This window comes from Streptomyces aurantiaciflavus (genome assembly GCF_049808595.1).
Lineage (GTDB): Bacteria > Actinomycetota > Actinomycetes > Streptomycetales > Streptomycetaceae > Streptomyces.
In genome coordinates, this window is the sequence record NZ_JBNCAQ010000031.1 from 1 (window position 1) to 18,092 (window position 18,092).

General features: G+C 71.9%; 17 protein-coding genes and 1 pseudogene. 2 read left to right on the forward strand and 16 right to left on the reverse strand.

What is annotated here, in order from left to right:
* From ACPT94_RS30770 to ACPT94_RS30780, 3 genes are all read right to left on the reverse strand, one after another.
* Positions 1-795: ATP-binding cassette domain-containing protein (locus ACPT94_RS30770; protein ID WP_425246469.1), on the reverse strand; the 795-nt coding region annotated here is incomplete at its 3' end.
* An 8-nt stretch (positions 796-803) separates the two neighbouring features.
* Complete coding sequence (locus ACPT94_RS30775) at positions 804-1,874, reverse strand: ABC transporter permease (protein WP_425247334.1); 1,071 nt, start codon at positions 1,872-1,874, stop codon at positions 804-806.
* Positions 1,875-1,879: 5 nt separating this feature from the next.
* Positions 1,880-2,896 carry a sugar ABC transporter substrate-binding protein gene (locus ACPT94_RS30780; RefSeq protein WP_360345726.1) on the reverse strand — a complete coding sequence of 339 codons (1,017 nt, stop codon included), beginning with the start codon at positions 2,894-2,896 and terminating at the stop codon, positions 1,880-1,882.
* 284 nt (positions 2,897-3,180) lie between these two features.
* On the opposite strand from ACPT94_RS30780, the gene ACPT94_RS30785 reads away from it, so the two are divergent.
* Positions 3,181-3,966, forward strand: a complete 786-nt coding sequence (locus ACPT94_RS30785; protein ID WP_360345728.1) for a GntR family transcriptional regulator — start codon at positions 3,181-3,183, stop codon at positions 3,964-3,966.
* 18 nt (positions 3,967-3,984) lie between these two features.
* On the opposite strand, the gene ACPT94_RS30790 is transcribed toward ACPT94_RS30785, so the two are convergent.
* The 12 genes and pseudogenes from ACPT94_RS30790 to ACPT94_RS30845 form a co-directional block, all read right to left on the reverse strand.
* A complete protein-coding gene (locus tag ACPT94_RS30790; RefSeq protein WP_360345895.1) occupies positions 3,985-4,743 on the reverse strand; it encodes an SDR family NAD(P)-dependent oxidoreductase in 759 nt (252 codons plus the stop codon).
* A gap of 2 nt (positions 4,744-4,745) precedes the next feature.
* Positions 4,746-5,924 carry an acyl-CoA dehydrogenase family protein gene (locus tag ACPT94_RS30795; RefSeq protein WP_360345730.1) on the reverse strand — a complete coding sequence of 393 codons (1,179 nt, stop codon included), beginning with the start codon at positions 5,922-5,924 and terminating at the stop codon, positions 4,746-4,748.
* A 122-nt stretch (positions 5,925-6,046) separates the two neighbouring features.
* Positions 6,047-6,625 (reverse strand): TetR/AcrR family transcriptional regulator, encoded by a 579-nt coding sequence (locus tag ACPT94_RS30800; RefSeq protein WP_425247335.1) that lies wholly within the window; start codon positions 6,623-6,625, stop codon positions 6,047-6,049.
* Between the two features lie 36 nt (positions 6,626-6,661).
* Positions 6,662-7,648: an aldo/keto reductase gene (locus ACPT94_RS30805; protein WP_425247336.1), complete on the reverse strand. Its 987-nt coding sequence runs from the start codon at positions 7,646-7,648 to the stop codon at positions 6,662-6,664.
* A 69-nt stretch (positions 7,649-7,717) separates the two neighbouring features.
* Positions 7,718-7,939 (reverse strand): annotated as a pseudogene (locus ACPT94_RS30810) (CoA-transferase); the annotation flags it as partial.
* 150 nt (positions 7,940-8,089) lie between these two features.
* Positions 8,090-8,866 carry an SDR family NAD(P)-dependent oxidoreductase gene (locus ACPT94_RS30815; protein ID WP_425247337.1) on the reverse strand — a complete coding sequence of 259 codons (777 nt, stop codon included), beginning with the start codon at positions 8,864-8,866 and terminating at the stop codon, positions 8,090-8,092.
* The gene (locus tag ACPT94_RS30820) at positions 8,863-9,834 is read right to left on the reverse strand and encodes a fumarylacetoacetate hydrolase family protein (RefSeq protein WP_425247339.1); all 972 of its coding nucleotides are present in this window, start codon (positions 9,832-9,834) and stop codon (positions 8,863-8,865) included. The genes ACPT94_RS30815 and ACPT94_RS30820 overlap by 4 nt, the downstream gene beginning before the upstream one ends.
* Before the next feature lie 141 nt (positions 9,835-9,975).
* A complete protein-coding gene (locus tag ACPT94_RS30825) occupies positions 9,976-10,914 on the reverse strand; it encodes a VOC family protein (RefSeq protein ID WP_360345740.1) in 939 nt (312 codons plus the stop codon).
* A 15-nt stretch (positions 10,915-10,929) separates the two neighbouring features.
* Entirely contained in the window at positions 10,930-11,943 is a 1,014-nt protein-coding gene (locus ACPT94_RS30830; RefSeq protein ID WP_360345742.1) for an amidohydrolase family protein, read from the reverse strand.
* Entirely contained in the window at positions 11,940-13,112 is a 1,173-nt protein-coding gene (locus ACPT94_RS30835; RefSeq protein WP_360345744.1) for an FAD-dependent oxidoreductase, read from the reverse strand. The genes ACPT94_RS30830 and ACPT94_RS30835 overlap by 4 nt, the downstream gene beginning before the upstream one ends.
* Before the next feature lie 198 nt (positions 13,113-13,310).
* On the reverse strand, positions 13,311-14,270 hold the full coding sequence (locus tag ACPT94_RS30840; RefSeq protein WP_360345746.1) for a cyclase family protein: 960 nt from the start codon (positions 14,268-14,270) through the stop codon (positions 13,311-13,313).
* The gene (locus ACPT94_RS30845; RefSeq protein WP_425247340.1) at positions 14,267-15,247 is read right to left on the reverse strand and encodes a fumarylacetoacetate hydrolase family protein; all 981 of its coding nucleotides are present in this window, start codon (positions 15,245-15,247) and stop codon (positions 14,267-14,269) included. Before ACPT94_RS30845 ends, ACPT94_RS30840 begins: the two co-directional genes overlap by 4 nt.
* 122 nt (positions 15,248-15,369) lie before the next feature.
* Between ACPT94_RS30845 and ACPT94_RS30850 the strand changes: the two genes are divergently transcribed.
* Positions 15,370-16,293, forward strand: coding sequence for a LysR family transcriptional regulator (locus ACPT94_RS30850; RefSeq protein ID WP_425247341.1), 924 nt, complete (start codon positions 15,370-15,372; stop codon positions 16,291-16,293).
* Between the two features lie 177 nt (positions 16,294-16,470).
* Here ACPT94_RS30850 and ACPT94_RS30855 read toward each other — a convergent pair whose 3' ends face one another.
* The gene (locus tag ACPT94_RS30855; protein WP_425247342.1) at positions 16,471-17,766 is read right to left on the reverse strand and encodes an MFS transporter; all 1,296 of its coding nucleotides are present in this window, start codon (positions 17,764-17,766) and stop codon (positions 16,471-16,473) included.
* Between the last annotated feature and the right edge of the window lie 326 nt (positions 17,767-18,092).

Genomic DNA, 18,092 nt, shown 5'->3' on the forward strand with positions numbered 1-18,092 from the left:
GCCGCCGGCCATGTGGTTGGTGAGTTCTTCGAGGCTGACCTGGCTGCGGTCGGCGGAGAGTTCCATGGTGCCCAGGCGCAGGACGCTGAAGTGGTCGCCGACCATGTAGGCGTGGTGGGGGTTGTGGGTGATGAAGATGACGCCGAGGCCGCGGTCGCGGGCGGCGGCGATGTACTTCAGGACCACGCCGGACTGTTTGACGCCGAGGGCGGCGGTGGGCTCGTCGAGGATGAGGACGCGGGCGCCGAAGTGGACGGCGCGGGCGATGGCGACGCACTGGCGCTGGCCGCCGGAGAGGGTGCCGATGGGCTGCTCGAGGTCGTCGAGGACGATGCCCATGTTGCGCAGTTCCTCGTCGGCGGTCTTCTTCATCGTGTCGATGTCGAGACGGCGGACGGGCCAGGGTCCCTTGGTGATCTCGGAGCCGAGGAAGAAGTTGCGCCACACCGGCATCAGGGGGACGGTCGCCAGGTCCTGGTAGACGGTGGCGATACCGCGGTCCAGGGCTTCACGCGGGGTGGAGAAGCGCACCGGTTCGCCGTCGACGCGGAACTCGCCCTCGGTGTGCTGGTGCAGGCCCGAGATGATTTTGATGAGGGTGGACTTGCCGGCGCCGTTGTCGCCGAGGACGCAGGTGACCTTGCCGGGGTGGACTTCGAGGCTCACGCCGTGCAGAGCGCGGATGTTGCCGTAGGACTTGCCCGCGTTGCGCAGTTCGACGAGCGGGCGGTCGCCGTCCGCGGGGGGCGTGTCCGCGAGGATGGCGCCGTGGGTGCCGGTGTTGTCGGTCGTCATGGGGGTGGTCACCTCCGGGTCGCCGTGCGCTGGACCCACAGATTGATGAGGACGGCGCCGAGGAGCATCACGCCGAGGAAGGCCTTGAACCAGTCGGGGTTCCAGCCGGCGTAGACGATGCCCTGCTGGACCATGCCGAACATGAAGGCGCCGAAGACCGGGCCGATGGCGGAGCCGTAGCCGCCGGTGAGCAGGCAGCCGCCGATGACGGCCGCGGCGATGTAGATCAGCTCCTGCCCGACGCCCTCGCCGGACTGCACGGTGTTGAAGGAGAACAGCTGGTGCATGCCGACGAACCAGGCGCCGAAGCCGACCAGCATGAACAGGGAGATCTTGGTGAAGGTGACCGGGACGCCGACGGCCCGCGCGGACTCCTTGTTGCCGCCGACGGCGAAGATCCAGTTGCCGTACTTGGTGCGCAGCAGCACCCAGGTGGCCAGCGCCGCGAAGACCAGCCACCACACGACGGTGATCTTCACGTTGACGCCGCCGATCTCGAACGTCGAGGCGAAGACGGCCTTGGCCTGGTCGAAGCCGTCCATGTCGCTGATGTCGTCGGTGGCGACGTTGCCGGTGACCAGCTTGGTCACCGCCAGGTTCACACCCTGCAGGATCAGGAACGTGCCGAGGGTGACGAGGAAGCTGGGCAGGCCGGTCCTGACCAGCATCCAGCCGTTGAACAGGCCCACGGCGAGCGAGAACACCAGGGCGAGGATCACGCCCATCCACACGTTCAGCGTCAACTGGTAGCTGAGCATGGCCGCGGTGAGCGCCGAACTGATCACGGCGACACCGGACGACAGGTCGAACTCGCCGCCGATCATCAGCAGGGCCACGGGCAGCGCCATGATCCCGATGGTCGACGACTGGTAGAGGATGTTGGCCATCGAGCTGCCGTCGCGCACCGGCGACGCGGTGATGAGGAAGAACACGTACACCGCGACGGCGCCGAGGAAGACGCCCACCTCGGGACGGGCCAGCAGTCTGAGGGCCAGGGGTCGTCGGGTCGTCCGGCCGTCGGTTTCCTTCGGGCCGGAGGCCGGCGGTGCGGTCACCGCCGGCTCGGCGTGCTGGGTCATGATCCTCACCGAGTGCCCTTCGCGGCGTAGTTGGCGACCGCCTCGACGTTGGACTTGTCGACGAAGGCCGGACCGGTGAGCACCGGCTGCTCGCCACCGCCCATGTAGTTGCCGTTGTTCTTGTAGAGCCACAGCGAGTCGACGGCCAAGTAGCCCTGGAGGTAGGGCTGCTGGTCGACGGCGAACTCGATGGTGCCCTTGCTGATGGCTCCGGTCAGGTCCTTGTTGAGGTCGAAGGTGGCGACCTTGGCCTTGCTGCCCGTCTCGGACACGGACTGCGCGGCCGTCAGCGCGATCGGCGCGCCGAGCGTGATGACGTGGTCGATGGAGCTGTCCTGCTTGAGCTTGGCGGTGATCGTCGACTTCACGGACGGCATGTCGGTGCCGTTGACGAAGAGGTTCTCGATGGATCCGGAGAACGTCTTCTTCACACCGTCGCAGCGCTGGGTGAGGCCGATGTTGCCCTGCTCCTGGATGACACAGACGGCCTTCTTGGCGCCGAGGGTGTTCAGGCGGTTGCCGAGGGCCTCGCCGGCCACCGTCTCGTCCTGGCCGAAGAACTCGAGCAGACCGAGCTTCTTCCACTCGCTCACACCGGAGTTGAGGCCGACCACGGGTATGTTCGCGGACTTCGCCTTGCTGATGACGTCCTTGAGGGCGTCGGGCTTGGCGAGGGTGACGGCGATGCCGTCGACCTTCTGGTCGATGGCGTTCTGGACCAGGTTGGCCTGGTTGCCGGCGTTGGGGTCGGCGGAGTAGATCAGCTTGACGTTGTCCTTGGCGGCCGCGGCCTCGGCGCCCTTGCGGACGATGTCCCAGAAGGTGTCGCCGGGCGACTGGTGGGTCACCAGCGCCACCGTCATCTGGGGCGTGGTGGCCTTGCCCGCGGAGGCGTCGCTCCCCCCTTCCTCGGCCTTCTTGCCACCGGAACTGCTGGAGCAGCCCGCGAGGGTCAGGGCCACCGCCGCGGCCATGGCCACGACCGGGGCGATTCTGCGGGAGCGGGGGGAAGAGCTTTCCATCTTTCCTGCACCTCACTGTGCGACAGGGGAAACGACGGGGAAGGGGAGTCAGCCTGGGAGGTTCCGGTGCCCCCATCCTCTGAGGTCCTGCACCGTACCGCTGTTGGCACGGGATCCAATCCCCTGGGGCTGCCCCTGTCAATACTTTGTTAGGACATCATTTCACGAGCAGGTCCGAATGTAAGAACAAAGCATTGACAGCACGGGTCACAGGGCCCTACACCTGAGGAACGATCTCTACCCCGTGCGCATGGGCGTCACCCATCACCCCAGGAGGTGCCCCGATGGCGAAGACCGGCGACCGCACCCGTGTCGCGTCCGGCTCCGCGGTCGACACGCTGCCCTTCGAGCTGGACCGCACCAGCCCGGTGCCGCTCTACTACCAGCTCGCCCAGCAGTTGGAGGCGGCGATCGAGCACGGGGCCCTCGCCCCCGGCAACCTGCTGGGCAACGAGATCGACCTCTCGACCCGCCTCGGCCTGTCCCGCCCGACGGTCCGCCAGGCGATCCAGTCCCTGGTCGACAAGGGCCTGCTGGTGCGCCGCCGCGGAGTGGGCACACAGGTGGTGCACAGCCAGGTGAAACGGCCGCTGGAACTGAGCAGCCTCTACGACGACCTGGAGGCGGCCGGACAGGGGCCGACCACGCACGTCCTGCGCAACGAACGCGTCCCGGCGACCGCCGACGTCGCCGCCGCCCTGGGGATCGCGGAGGGCGCCGAGGTCACGCTCCTGGAGCGGCTGCGCTCGACGCACGGCCAGCCGGTGGCGTTCCTGTGCAACTACCTGCCCCCGGCGCTGCTGGACCTCGACACACAGCGGCTGGAGGAGACGGGTCTGTACCGGCTGCTGCGCGCGGCGGGCATCACGCTGCACAGCGCCCGGCAGACCATCGGCGCCCGCTCCGCCGGCGCCGAGGAGGCCGCCCTGCTCGCGGAGGAGGAGGGGGCGGCCCTGCTGACCATGCAGCGCACCGCGTACGACGACACCGGGCGGCCCGTCGAGTACGGGACGCACATCTACCGCGCGTCCCGCTACGCGTTCGACTTCCAACTGCTGGTCAGACCCTAGGACACGGCCGCGTCGGCCTTACCGCGGCGCCATCCGCAGGGCGCCGTCCATGCGGATCGTCTCCCCGTTGAGGTAGTCGTGGTCGACGATCGCCAGGGCGAGCCTGGCGTACTCCTCGGGCTGCGCCAGGCGGCGCGGGAAGGGGACGCCGGCGGCGAGCGAGGCGCGGAACTCCTCCGACACGGTGGCCAGCATCGGTGTCTCCACGATGCCCGGGGCGATGGTGCACACACGGATGCCGTACTGCGCGAGGTCGCGGGCCGCGGGCAGGGTCAGGCCGACGACGCCGCCCTTGGAGGAGGAGTAGGCGGCCTGGCCGATCTGGCCGTCGTAGGCGGCGATGGAGGCGGTGTTGACGATGACGCCCCGCTGGCCGTTCTCGTCGGCCTCGGTCTCGGCGATGGCCTCGGAGGCGAGCGCGAGCACGTTGAAGGTGCCGATCAGGTTGATCTGGATCACCTTGGCGTACAGAGCGAGGTCGTGGACGCCCTTCTTGCCGAGGATCCGCATCGACGGGCCGATGCCGGCGCAGTTGACGACCGTGCGCAGCGGGACGCCTGCGCCGGCCGCGGTGGCGACGGCGGCGCGGACCTGCTCGGGGTCGGTGACGTCGGCCGCGACGTAGGTGACGCCGGCGACCTCGGGGGCCTTGTCGACGCCGTCCTTGAGGTCGAGGGCGAAGACCGTCGCGCCCCGCTCGGCGAGGGCCTTGGCGGTGGCCGCGCCGAGGCCGGACGCACCGCCGGTGACGAGGGCGGCGGTGTTCTCGAGCTGCATCATCACTCCTTGCCGAGGGCGGTGAGGACACCGCCCTCGCTCCGGTCCAGCGCACGGGAGATGATCATGCGCTGGATCTGGTTGGTTCCTTCGAAGATCTGCATGACCTTCGCCTCGCGCATGTAGCGCTCGACGGGGAAGTCGCGCGTGTATCCGTACCCGCCGAGCACCTGCACGGCGTCCGTGGTCACCTTCATGGCGTTGTCGGTGGCCACCAGCTTGGCGATGGACGCCTCCCGGGTGAAGGACAGTCCGAGGTCCTTGAGACGGGCGGCGGACAGCGCGGTGGCGCGCGCCGACTCGATCGCGGCGCCCATGTCGGCGAGGACGAACGCCAGCCCCTGGTGCTCGATGATCGGCTTGCCGAAGGTCTCCCGCTCACGGGCGTAGCGCACCGCGTGGTCGAGGGCGCCCTGGGCGAGGCCGGTGGCGACGGCGGCGATGCCGAGGCGGCCGCAGTCGAGGGAGGCGAGCGCGATCTTCAGGCCCTGCCCCTCCTCCCCGATCCGCCGCTCGACCGGCACCCGGACGTCGTCGAGCCGCATGGTGGCCGTCGCCGACCCCGTCAGCCCCATCTTCCGCTCCGGCGGATCGGCGCTGAGACCGGGGGTGCCGGCCGGGATCAGGAAGCAGGAGATGCCATGGGTGCGGTCGTCGGAGGTGCGGGCCATGACGGTGTAGAAGTCGGCGTAGCCGCCGTGGGTGGTCCACGCCTTGGCGCCGTTGAGGACGTACGAGTCCCCGTCGCGCACGGCGCGGGTGCGCATGGCCGCCGGGTCGGAACCGGCGTGCGGCTCGGACAGGCAGTACGCGCCGAGGAGTTCCCCGCCCAGCATCTCCGGCAGCCACGTGCGCCGCTGCTCCTCGGTGCCGAACCGGGCGAGCGGGAAGCAGGAGAGCGCGTGCACCGAGATGCCCACCGCGACGCTCGACCAGACCGCGGCGACCTCCTCCAGCACCTGGAGATAGACCTCGTACGGCTGTCCCGCCCCGCCGTCCTCCTCGGCGAACGGCAGCCCGAGCAGCCCGCTGCGCCCGAGGGTGCGGAAGACGTCCCGGGGGAAGGCCCCGTCCGCCTCCGCGTCGGCGACCCGGGGTGCGAGTTCCTTGGCGGCGAGGGTGCGCGTGAGCTGGATGAGATCGACGGCTTCCTCGGTCGGAAGGGCGCGAGTGGCAGGCATGGCGACCTCCACGAGTAGTACTGGGAATGATACTGCGGTGTGTACGAACGTATCATTCACAGTACGGCAACGGGGTGTGCCACAGCACCCCGGAATCAGGTGGACAGTCAGACCGGAACCGATCAGCGACCGGACGACACGGCGTGCACGATCAGCGAGGCGAGCTGCTCGTACGCCTCCGCGTCGGTCAGCCCGGCGCGGGCCTTCAGCTCGCCCTGCTGGATCTGCCGCATGGTCGCGGCGGCGACCTCCCCGACGAACGCGGTGTGCACGTCCCGGAAGGCGCCGCCGGAGACCCCCTCGGCGATCAGCTGCCGCACCCGCTCCGCGGCCATCCGGGTGTTGGCCTCGTACACCTCGCGGGCGGGCGGGAAGTCCGCGACGTCGTCGAGGAACCGGCGGGAGAGGGGGCGCAGCTGTTCGGCCACCGCGGTCAGGTACACGCGGACCCGGTCCGACGGGTCGACGGTCTGCGCCACCCGCTTCTCCACGGCCTCGGTGGCCGTGCGGAAGTAGTGCTTGGCCGCCTCGACCACCAGCCCCTGCTTGCTGCGGGCGAGCTGGTAGAGCGTGGTCTTCGAGCAACGCAGCCGCTCGGCCAGGTCGTCGAGGGTGAGATCCGAGAACCCCTCCGCCGTGAGCAGCGCGACGAGTCGTTCCAGCAGGTCGGCCTGTCGGGCGGTACGGCGGGTGGACGGCATGATCCCAGCGTAGCCTCCCTGGTTACTCCACAGTCATCAGTGGACGGCGTCCAGCCGGGCCCGCTGGTCCTCGGTCAGCTCCAGGTCCACCGCCGCGAGGTTCTCCTCCAGTTGCGCCACCGACGACGCGCCGGCCAGCGGGACGACGGGCAGCTCCCCGCCCAACTGCCAGGCCAGTACGACCTGGTTGACGCTCGCGCCGGTCTCGCGCGCGACGTCGCGCAGGACGGCGAGCCGGGCCGGGGTGCCCGGGTGGTCGTAGTCCGGGGGCAGGGGCCGGTCCTGGCGGGTGTACGCGCCCTTGAGCAGCGGCGAGTAGGCGACCAGGGTCAGGCCGGGCTCGGCCCGCAGGTAGCCGAGCAGTTCGGCTCCGGCGTGACCGAGACTGCCGTCCGGGAAGAGGTCGTCGGGGATGTCGGTGCGCGGGCGCAGATGGCTGTACTGGTACTGGAGCACCTCGTAGCCGGGCAGCCCGGCCGCGGCGACGAGGGCGCGTGCCCGCTCCACCCGCCAGATCGCCTGGTTGCTCACCCCGAGCAGCCCGACCGTGCCCTCGGCCACGAGCGCGGCGAAGCCCTCGACGGTCTCGCGCTGCGGGACCGTGTGGTCGTCGATGTGCGCGTAGAGCAGATCCAGCTTCTCGACACCGAGCCGTTCCCGGCTGCGTTCGGCGGACTCCCGGATCACCTTCGCCGACAGGCCCTCGGCGTTGTCGGTGTAGCCGGTGCCCGGGGCGAGCGGCCGGGCGCCGAGCTTGGTGGCGATGACGATCTCGTCCCCGACGCCCCGGCTGCGCCGCCAGCGCCCGAGCAACTCCTCGCTCTGGCCGCCTTGGCCACCGTCCACCCAGAACGCGTAGTTGTCGGACGTGTCGACGAAGTTCCCGCCGGCCTCGACATACCGGTCGAGGATCGCGAAGGACGTCTCCTCGTCCGTCACCGACCCGAACAGCATCGCGCCGAGCGCGAGCACGCTGACCTCGCGGCGGGTGGCGGGGTCGGTCCCGATGGTGCGGTACCGCATGGTGAACCCTCCCGTTCGGCCGGCGGTCCGTCGCCGGCTCGCTCAGGAGTCTTCATGTTGAAGTGCGCTTCAAGGCAAGGGGGCCGTCTCGTCCGGGACGCGCACCCGGGCGGCGGTCCTCGCCGCGATGTCCTCGACGGTGACCCCGGGCGCCGTCCCGACGAGCGCCGGGCCGTCGTCGGTGGCGTCGAGGACGCCGAGGTCGGTGATGATCCGATGGAGGCAGCGCTCGCCGGTGAGCGGGAGCGTGCACCGCTCGACGATCTTCGGGGAGCCGTCCTTGGCCGTGTGTGGCCCGGATCAGCACGTCGGGGATGCCGCTGAGGCCGAAGCCGCCGACGGCCGGCGACGCCCCGTCGGGGACGTCGGCGACCGCCTCCGCGGCGCTCGCGCGGACCGCGTCCATGGCGGAGTGCCTTTCTGTCGTACGTCGGTGCGGGTTCAGGCGTCCGGACGCACGGCGTCCGAGATCGGCTTGGCGCCGCCGTGCGCGGTGAGGCCGCCGTCGACCGGGATCTCGGCGCCCGTGATGAAGCCGGACTCGTCGGACAGGAGGAACACCACGAGCGGGGCGACGTCGTCCACGCTCCCGGTACGGCCCAGCGGTGTCCCGAGGAGGTTGGCCTCGCGGAACGCGGGCGCGGCGGAGGCGGTCATGTCCGTCTCGATGAAACCGGGATGGACGGTGTTCACCCGGATGCCGCGCGGCCCCAGTTCCATGGCGGCGGTCCGCGACAGGCCGCGCAGCGCCCACTTGCTGGTGGTGTACGCGACCGGGTAGTGGGCGGTCAGCGCCGCCGACGAACCCACGTTCACGATCGACGCGCCCGCGCGCATCAGCGGCACCAGGTGCTGGATGCCCAGGAGCGGGCCGGTGACGTTGACGGCGTGGACCCGGGCCATGTCCTCGGGGCGTACGTCGTCGATACGGGCGCGCCAGGTGACGCCCGCGTTGTTGACCAGGCCGTGCACCTGTCCGTACGCCTCGCGCAGCTCGGCGGCCAGTTCCGCCCAGTCCCGCTCGCTGGTGACGTCGAGGCGGCGGCAGCCGGGGGCCTCCGTCACGTCGGTGGCGATCACCCGGGCGCCCTCCCGGGTCAGCGCCTCGGCCTCCGCGGCGCCCTGGCCGCCGGCCGCGCCGGTGACCACGACGACCTTGCCGGGCAGTCTCCCCGAGCCTCCGGCCGGGAGGGGCCCTGAGGGGTGCGGGTCGGTCACGGCCGCTCCCGGGTGCGTCGGCGGGCGGCGGGGAGCGGGACGGGATCGGCGCCGGCGACCACGGTGTTGGAGACGGTGCCGACGCCCTCGACGGTGAGGGTGACCGTGTCGCCGGGCCGCAACGGCGGCGGGTCCTGCCTCCCCCGTACGCCCCACAGCTCCGCCAGGCAGCCGCCGTTGCCGCAGGTCCCGGAACCGAGGACGTCACCGGGGCGGACGACGGTGCCGCGTGAGGCGTAGGCGACCATCTCCTCGAAGGTCCAGCTCATGTGGGACAGCAGGTCCTCGCCGACCACCTCGCCGTTGATCTCCGCGGTCAGCGCCAGGCGCAGGAAGCCGTCCGCGTCGCGGTACTGCTCCAGCTCGTCGGCGGTGACCAGGTACGGGCCGAGGGTGGTGGCGGTGTCCTTGCCCTTGCAGGGGCCGAGGCCGACCTTCATCTCGGCGGACTGCAGGTCGCGGGCGGACCAGTCGTTGAGGACGGTGTAGCCGACGATGTGGTCGCGGGCCTGCTCGGGGGTGAGGTCGCGGCCCTCCGTCCCGATCACGGCGGCGACCTCGAGTTCGAAGTCGAGGACGCCCGACCCCGGGGGCACGGGGATGTCGTCGTGCGGGCCGTACACCGCGTAGGGGTTGGTGAAGTAGAACGTCGGCGCCGCGTACCACCGCTCCGGCACTCCGGCGGCCCCGTCCACGGACCGCCGTACGCCCTCCACGTGCTCCTCGAACGTGACGAAGTCCCGCACGGTGGGCGGCTGGAGCGGGGGCAGGAGCCGTACCTCGCAGACGTGGGGGCCGGCCGGGACGTCGAGCATGTCGGTGCCCGCGTCGAGCAGTCGCGGCAGGCCGCCCCCCTGGGCGAGCAGTCCGGTCAGCGAGTGCACTCCGGGCAGGGGGCGGAGCGTGCCGTCCTCGTCGACGACGGCCACATGGTGTCGGTCGTGGTGTTCGTATGTGGCGAAACGCATGGGAGGGGTCCTGTCGGCGGGCGGGCGGGTGCGAAGGCCCGGGGGGCGCGGCGGGCAGTCGGGGCGTGACCGGGGATCGCCGCGCCCCCGGTGGCTCGGGGACCTCGCCGGTCCCGGTCGGCGTGGGCGGACGCCGGACGGTCAGACCGGCGGGGCGACGAACACGCCGCGGTCGACGTCGTTGAACGACTCCTTGGCGACCAGTTCGTTCATCGGGTTCGCGGTGCCCCACTGGTCGGTGACCTCGGGCTGGGAGAAGTCGTAGACGTGGGGGTGCCAGGTGTCCTCGTCCAGCACTTCGAGCTCCGTCGTGTACTCGACGGTGTTGCCGTGGGGGTCGAGGAAGTAGGTGAAGGTGTTGTCCCCGGCCATGTGCCGGCCCGGACCCCAGATCTTCCTGAAGCCGGCCCGCATCACGCGGCCGGAGCCGCGCATGTACTCGTCCAGGCCGCGCATCTCGAAGGAGACGTGGTGCAGGGAGGTGTGCGGGCCCTTCGCGAGGGCCATGGAGTGGTGCTGGTCGCTGATCCGCATGAAGTGCATGACCTCGCCCATGTGCGGCGAGCTCAGGGTGTCGGAGAGGCGGAAGCCGAGGTGGGTCTCGTACCACTCACGCGTCTTGTCGAGGTCCGGCGAGTTGAGCACGACGTGCGACAGCTTGACCGGGATCGACTCCTTCTCCTCGATCTTGCGGTGCTGCCGTACCTCCACGTCCGCGGAGACCTCGACGGTGCGGCCGTCGACGTCGAAGAAGCGGAAGCCGTAACCGCCGCCGGGGGTCTCGACCCTGTCCGGCCGGGAGATCAACCGCACGCCCCCGGCGAGGAGTCGCTCGGCGAGGGTGTCCACGTCGGCCGCGCTCGCGGCGCCGTAGGAGACCAGGTCGAGGCGCTTCTCCTCGGCCTTGCGCAGCCGGACGACGTACTGCTCGGGGCTGCCCTCGGCGGCGAGGAAGGAGATGCCGGAGTCCTCGGCGACCTTGGTCAGGCCCCACACGCCGGCGTAGAAGTCGAGCTGCTTGTCGTAGTCGGGCACGGCGAGGTCGACGTGCCGCAGATGGGTGAGCAGGCGGTCGCTCATGGGGGGGGATCCTCCTCAGGCGAGGTCGAGCAGGGCGACGGCGTTCTTGCCGCGGACGGCGTGGAAGTCGGTGTCGGGCAGGTCCGCGGCGCGCAGCGCGCCCAGCGGGTCCTCGGTGCCCATGTCGAAGGGGAAGTCGGAACCGAGCAGGACCCGTTCCGGACCGGCGGCCCGGACCAGTTCCCGCAGGACGTGCGGATCGTGGACGAGGGAGTCGAAGTACAGCCGCTTCAGGTAGCTGCTCGGCTCATGGGCGCAGTCCCGGGCGTCGGGGCGGACCCGCCAGGCGTGGTCGGAGCGGCCGATGTGCGTGGGGAGGTAGCCGCCGCCGTGCGCCGCGATCAGCTTCAGTCGCGGATGGCGGTCCAGGACCCCGGAGAAGATCAGGTGGGAGAGGGCGACGGCGTTCTCGGTGGGCTGGCCGACCGTGTTGGACAGGTACCACCGGTCCAGGCGTTCGTCGAGGGTGCAGCCGAACGGGTGCAGGAAGACCAGGGCGCCGGTCTCCTCCGCGCGCGCCCAGAACGGGGCGAGCCGTGGGTCGGAGAGTTCCACCTCCCGGGTCCCGCCCGGCCCTGGCGCGTGGGAGGAGATCTCCACGCCCCTCAGTCCCTGGTCCAGCGCGTGGTCGAGCAGCGCGACCGCGAGGCCGGGGTGCTGGAGGGGGATCAGGCCCAGGCCGGGCAGCCGGTCGGGAGCCTCGGCGCAGTGCGCGGCGGTGCCCTCGTTGGCCAACCGGCAGATCTCCTCGGCCAGTTCGGGGTCGGCCCAGTAGTGGTAGTGACCCGGCGAGGGGCTCACCAGCTGCACGTCCACGCCGGCCGCGTCCATGGCCGCCAGGCGCACGGCGGCGTCCGTCAGCCGGGGCACGCGCTCACCGACCATGGGGCCGTTCACGGCGAGGGCCGCCGGGCCGTTGCGGCGGGCGTCGAGGTCCCGGGCCTCCGCGAGGCCGGGGTGACCGGCGACGGCCTCCTCGACCCTGGGCAGCAGGACGTGCGCGTGCACGTCGACGGTGGGCGCCGTCACGGCAGCTCCTTCAGGAAGTTCATCGTGCGGCCGATCAGCCCGGGGACGTCGGCGTCGCGCACTCCGTCCAGCTGCCACTGGCCGATCTGCACGGACGCCTCGACGACGGTCCGGACCCGGGGGACACGGCGGTCGTGGTAGCTCTGGAACAGCTCCTCGTCCCAGTCCCGTCCGCTCGTGAGCAGCTCGGCGAGCACGAGGGCGTCCTCCAGGGACATGGCCGCGCCCTGCGCGATCGTGGGCGGGCAGCAGTGGGCGGCGTCGCCGACGAGGACGACCCGGCCGCGATGCCAGGAACCCTCGACCAGCATCCGGGTGAACCAGGTGTAGTTGACCTGCTTCGGGTCGGTGATGTGCTGGGTGATCTCCGGCCAGGCCCCGCCGTACGCCCGCGCCAGGCGGCGCATCTCGTCGGCCTGGTCGGCCTCGTCGACGGACGCGCGGTCGCGGCACCCCTCGACGAGGTACGCGTACAGGGTGTTCTCGCCGGTGGGGGTGTAGCCGGCGATGTAGGCGGGGCCGCCGTAGGCGAGGTCGGTGCGTACCACGCGCTCGGGCCGTGGAGCGGCGATGCGCCAGATGCCCATGCCGGTCGGTTCGGGCTTGTCGGTGATGCCGATCGCGGCGCGGGTGGCGGAGTTGAGGCCGTCGGCGGCGATCACCAGGTCGTAGCGGCCCTCGCCGCCGTCGCTGAAGCGCACCCGGACGCCGTCGGCGTCCTGCTCCAGGGACTCGGCGGTGGTGCCCAGGCGCACGGTGGCGCCGGAGGCGCGGACCGCGTCGATGAGGATCTGCTGGAGCTGGGGGCGCCGCATGCCGAGGGTGGCGGGCAGGTCGTCGCCGCCGGTCCTGATGTCCTCGGCGACGTGCAGCACCGTGCCGTCGGGGGCCGTGATGCCGAGGGTGCCGAAGGGAAATCCCGAGGCCTCCACCTGTTCCCACAGGCCCAGTTCGCGCAGCACGCGCAGGGCGTTGCCGTGCAGGGTGATGCCGGATCCGGTGGTGGCGTTCCAGTCGGGTCTGGCCTCGATCAGGTCCACGGCGACGCCGGCGCGGCGCAGCAGGACGGTGACCGCGTTGCCGGAGGCGCCGCCGCCGACGACCAGGACGACGGGGGTCCCCCCGCTCGAGCCAAGTCGAGAGTGGGGGAGGGTGGGGCTGTCAGCCATGTCGGGGATACCTCCCGGGGTTGGGCCGCGCGGCTTCGGGCGGCGGGGGTGCGGCTCGCCCGCGAGGAGCGCGGGCCAGGGGGTGCGGCGGGTCACCCGGCGAAGCGGGTGGAGTGGGGGGTGGAGCGGATGGAGCGGTGCGGGCCGGACGCGCCGCCGCTGTCCGGGGAGGGACGGCGCATCCGGCGGCTCGGTGGGCTACTTGACGGCGATGGGGTTGACCGGGGAGCCGACGGCTCCGGTGATCGGCAGGGGCGCGGCGGTGAGCCAGAACTCGTACACGCCGTCCGCCGCGCAGTCCTCGGCGAGGGCGTCGAGGTCCCACATCTCGCCGATGAGCAGGCCCATGTTGGGGATGACGACCTGGTGCAGCGGCTGGAAGGCGTTCTCGAACTCGTTGGGCCTGACCTCGAAACCCCAGGTGTCGGTGGCGATCGCGGCGATCTCGGTGCGGTGCAGCCAGCCGGCGGTGGTGAACGACAGGCCGGGCGCGGGACCGCCCGCGTAGTCGCCCCAGCCGTCGCGCCGGGCGCGGGCGAGGTGACCGGTGCGGACGAGGACGATGTCGCCGCGGCCGACGGTCACCCCGTGGGTTTCGGCGGTCTGCTCGAGGTGCTCCTCGGTGACGGCGAAACCGTCGGGCAGCTCGTCCGTGCCGACGACCCGGCCCACGTCCAGCAGCACCCCGCGCCCGGCCACGTACGGGGCCATGTGCTCGATGCCGGTGACGAGGTCGCCGTCGGAGGTGACGACCTGCTCGGCCGCACGTCCGTTCCACGCCTTGCCGTGGTCGAAGATGTGCCCGAGCCCGTCCCACTGGGTGGAGCACTGCAGCGGCATCGCGATCACGTCGTCCGCGCCGCCGATGCCGTGCGGGAAGCCCTGGTTGCCGAGGGCGGCGTCGGTGCCCGTGTCGAGCATGGTGTGCACGGGGTTCGTCCGCCGGCGCCAGCCCTTCTGCGGCCCGTTCATGTCGAACCGCTGCGAGAGGGAGAAGCTGACACCCCGGTGTACCAGGGCCGCTCCCTCGCGCCGCTTGGCCTCGTCGAGGAAGTTCAGCGTGCCGAGGACGTCGTCCTCGCCCCAGCGCCCCCAGTTCGAGTACGCCTTGGCGGCCTCGGCGATCGCGCCCTCGGGGTCGTGACGGTCCGGGCTCACGACTGCTCCTCCACACACCGCGTGCGCTGCACGCCCAGACCGGTGATCGACCCCTCCATGACGTCGCCGTCGCGCAGCAGCCGCCCCCAGTGGATGCCGTTCCCGGCCGGGCTGCCGGTCAGCACGAGGTCGCCGGGCAGGAGGCGGGCGGTCTGCGAGATGTACGACACCAGCCGCGCGACGCCGAAGAGCATGTCCTTGGTGGACTCGTCCTGCATGGTCCGGCCGTTCAGCTTCAGCGTGACCCGCAGGTCACCCGGGTCGGCGATCGACTCGGCGGGGACGATCCAGGGCCCGAGCGGGGTGAAGCCGGGGGCGTTCTTGCAGCGCAGCCAGTCGGTGCCGATGGCCTTCATGTCCCGGCGGAAGACGGTGGCGCGGTCGGTGAGGTCGTTGGCGATCGTGTAGCCGGCGACGTACTCCAGGGCCTCCTCGACGGACACCCGGTGCGCGGGCCCGGCGATGACGGCCGCCAGCTCCAGCTCCCAGTCCGGCTGCTCGGCCCAGGAGGGGAGCACGACGTCGTCGTACGGGCCGGCGACGGTGGTGGGCAGACCGACGAAGACGTACGGCAGGTCCTCGGCGGCCCGGCGGTCCATGACGGCCGCGATCTCCGCGCGCGCCTCCTCGACCGTGCGGGGGTCGTCGGGGGCGCGGTGGGCGACCTCCAGGTCGATCACGTGCTGCCGGTAGTTGGCGCCGGACTGGAAGATCTGGCGGGGCTCGACCGGCGCGTGCACCCGCAGGCCCTCCAGCGGCCGCCAGTCGAGGGCGTCGTCGGCGGCGAGGGTGTGCAGGACGGGGAGGGTCTCCTCCCACCGTTCCAGTACGGCCCGCACCCCGGACGGCGACCGGTCCAGGGCCCTGCTCAGGTCGAGTACGCGGCCGTCGGCCAGGAGAGCGGGAAACGGCTCCCCGCCCGGAGCGGAGACGGTGCCGAGCGCGAACGGGCCGGCAGGTTGCGCGAGCGTTGCCATCAGATGTCCTCCTGCTGGGTTGCGGTCTACTCTGAGCCCGAACGGCGAATCACGGAAATCAATCTTGTGGATGCACCACATCCACGCTGTGGATACCTCTCGGCTTGCTAGGCGGTGCCCCGTTGAACCTGTCCCGACTCGACCTGAACCTGGTCGTGGCCCTGCGGGCGCTGCTCGAGGAGCGCAACGTCACCCGGGCCGGCGAGCGCGTCGGACTGAGCCAGCCCGCGATGAGCGCGGCCCTGGCCCGGCTGCGCCGCCATTTCGACGACGAACTGCTCGCCCGGACCGGCAACTCCTACGAGCTGACCCCGCTCGGCGTCGCGCTGCGCGACCGCAGCGCCACGGCGTGCGACCTGTTGGAGCGCGTCTTCGCCAGCCAGGCCGACTTCGACCCGGCCGCCGAGACCCGCGAGTTCACCCTGCTCGCCTCCGACTACGGCGCGGCCGTCTTCGGTGCCGCGCTCGCCCGCGTCCTGCACCACGAGGCGCCCGGCATCCGGCTCAGCTTCCAGCATCCGGCGCCCTCCGTCGTGGAGAACACCGCCGCCGTGCTGAGCACCGTCGACGGACTGCTGATGCCGCACGGCGTCATCGACGGCTTCCCCGCCGTCGACCTCCACCGGGACCGCTGGCTGTGCCTGGTCGCCGACGACCACCCCGAGATCGGCCACGAACTCACCCTCGACCAGCTGGCCCGCCTGCCCTGGGCCGTCTACCAGCGGCCCTACGACGCCCCGGCCGCCCGCCAGCTGAGCATGCTCGGCATCAGCCCCCAGGTGGAGGTGTCCGTGCAGACCTTCCAGCTGCTTCCGCACATGATCGAGGGCACCCGCCGGGTCGCGATGATCCAGGAGCGCCTGGCCCGCAAGGCGGCCCGCTCCGCGGCGGTGCGCGTCCTGCCCTGCCCCTTCGAGGCCGTACCGGTGCAGGAGGCGATGTGGTGGCACCCGGTGCACGCCCGGGACGCGGCCCACATCTGGCTCCGGCAGAAGGCCGCGGAGGTGGGCGCGACCCTGACCGGCCACGGCACGGACGAGGCCTGAACACCGGCGGACTCGCCGGGGGTGCGGGCCCGCCCGGACGGCGGCCCCGCGGCCTGGCGGCCTGGCGGTTCCGGCACATACCGGGCTCGCCGTCACTCGGCGCGACGGCCGAGGCCTGGACGCGGGACAGGGCCGGGGGCACCGTCTTCCGTCCCCCGGCCCGTCGGCCTCCGCGGCTCAGGCCAGTTGCTCCGGCAACGGCCGGACGTCCGCGGCGTCCGCGCGGCGCCGGGCCGCCGCCCACAGCCCCGCCGCGACGATCGCGGCGGCCAGCCCCAGCACGCCCACCGCCCCGGCGAGCGAGCCCACCGCCGGTTCCACGGCGAGCAGCACCAGCGGGCAGACGAACTCGCCGCCGAAGAAGGCCGCCGTCCACAGCCCCGTGCCCCGGCCCCGGTCCTCGAACGCCAGGCGGGACATGGCGCTGGTGAGGAGGGCGGGCAGCAGCATGCCCGTGCCCAGGCAGTTGATCACCGCTCCGACGACGAGGAGCGGGGCGTCGCCCGCCAGGTACATGACGCCGAAGCCGGCGGCGCAGACCGCGAGGACCGCGGGCAGCATCGGGTCGGGCGAGCGCTTCAGCCGGGCGAAGGTGACCGCTCCCGCCACGGTGGCGGCACTCGCGATCGCGGTGGCCAGGCCGATCACGCCCGAGTTCGCCACGCCGAGGTCGTCGAGCAGGTACGCCATCTCCACCGGGACCGTGTAGAAGACCATCGCCCCGAAGAAGGTGAGGGCGCAGACGCCCGCCAACTGCCGCCAGGGAAAGGCACGGTGAGCCTCCGCCCCGACCGGGGCCTCGGCAGGGGTCCCGGCCGGCGCCTCGTCGCGGGCGGCGCGGGACGCCGGGTCGGGCAGAGTCGCGGCCATCAGCGGGGCGAGCGCCAGACTGATGGCGTAGACCCAGAAGGGCATGCGCCAGCCGGCCGCGCCGACCGCGCCGCCGAGCACGAAGAAGACGGTGGCCGACGCCGAGGCGCACATGGTCTGCAGGGCGAGGTACTTCACCCGCTGGTGACCGGAGTAGTAGTCGCCGATCAGGGTGGTGCAGCAGGTCATGATCGCGGCCTCGGTGACGCCGACCAGGGCGCGGCTGGCGATGATCGCGCCCAGGGAGTCCAGCCAGAGCGGCGCCGTGCCGAACGCGGCGTACAGGACGGTCGCCACGAGCAGCAGGCGCTTGCGGCCCAGCCGGTCCACGATCGCCCCGGCGAACGGCGCGAGCAGCGCCAGTGACAGCGCCGGGACGGTCAGCGCGAGGGGAACCAGTGCCTTGGCCCCGGGGGCCGAGTCGAAGGAGTCCTGCATCCTCGGTAGCACCGGGGCGATCAGCACCGCCCCCAGGATCGGCAGACAGCTGCCCGCCATCAGCAGGGTCACCCGCAGCAGATGGGCCGGACCCGACACGGCGACGGGTGAGGGAGCGGTGTCGTCGACCGGGGCGGGAGGCGGCGTGGGCACGGTACCGGGCATGGCGACTCCAGGGGACGGCGTACGGGAGCGGGCATGCCTCACGGGCGCCGGCGGCGCACGGCATGCGGGGGAGCGCCGCACGCCGGCGGCGGATCCGGGGGCAGCGGCGTGCGGGTAGCGACGACTATGCGGGGCCGGGGCGGCCCTCGCCATCCCCCGGAGGATCCGAATCCCGTATCCGGGTCATCCACGGCGTGGATGGGGCGGGGGACGGTCACACGGCCCTCGGGCACGCGGACACCGTCGACATCGGCACACAGGTCGGGCGAGCGGGAACCCCGGGCATGAGAAGAAGGGCCCTCACAGGCTCTCGCCTGCGAAGACCC

What these genes read in the sequence shown, in the direction of transcription:
- ACPT94_RS30855 (WP_425247342.1), bottom strand. Translation starts at nt 17,766, where the DNA reads ATGCCCGGTACCGTGCCCACGCCGCCTCCCGCCCCGGTCGACGACACC.
- ACPT94_RS30795 (WP_360345730.1), bottom strand. Translation starts at nt 5,924, where the DNA reads ATGCCTGCCACTCGCGCCCTTCCGACCGAGGAAGCCGTCGATCTCATC.
- ACPT94_RS30835 (WP_360345744.1), bottom strand. Translation starts at nt 13,112, where the DNA reads ATGGCTGACAGCCCCACCCTCCCCCACTCTCGACTTGGCTCGAGCGGG.
- ACPT94_RS30775 (WP_425247334.1), bottom strand. Translation starts at nt 1,874, where the DNA reads ATGACCCAGCACGCCGAGCCGGCGGTGACCGCACCGCCGGCCTCCGGC.
- ACPT94_RS30790 (WP_360345895.1), bottom strand. Translation starts at nt 4,743, where the DNA reads ATGCAGCTCGAGAACACCGCCGCCCTCGTCACCGGCGGTGCGTCCGGC.
- ACPT94_RS30820 (WP_425247339.1), bottom strand. Translation starts at nt 9,834, where the DNA reads ATGCGTTTCGCCACATACGAACACCACGACCGACACCATGTGGCCGTC.
- ACPT94_RS30800 (WP_425247335.1), bottom strand. Translation starts at nt 6,625, where the DNA reads ATGCCGTCCACCCGCCGTACCGCCCGACAGGCCGACCTGCTGGAACGA.
- ACPT94_RS30825 (WP_360345740.1), bottom strand. Translation starts at nt 10,914, where the DNA reads ATGAGCGACCGCCTGCTCACCCATCTGCGGCACGTCGACCTCGCCGTG.
- ACPT94_RS30780 (WP_360345726.1), bottom strand. Translation starts at nt 2,896, where the DNA reads ATGGAAAGCTCTTCCCCCCGCTCCCGCAGAATCGCCCCGGTCGTGGCC.
- ACPT94_RS30845 (WP_425247340.1), bottom strand. Translation starts at nt 15,247, where the DNA reads ATGGCAACGCTCGCGCAACCTGCCGGCCCGTTCGCGCTCGGCACCGTC.
- ACPT94_RS30805 (WP_425247336.1), bottom strand. Translation starts at nt 7,648, where the DNA reads ATGCGGTACCGCACCATCGGGACCGACCCCGCCACCCGCCGCGAGGTC.
- ACPT94_RS30785 (WP_360345728.1), top strand. Translation starts at nt 3,181, where the DNA reads ATGGCGAAGACCGGCGACCGCACCCGTGTCGCGTCCGGCTCCGCGGTC.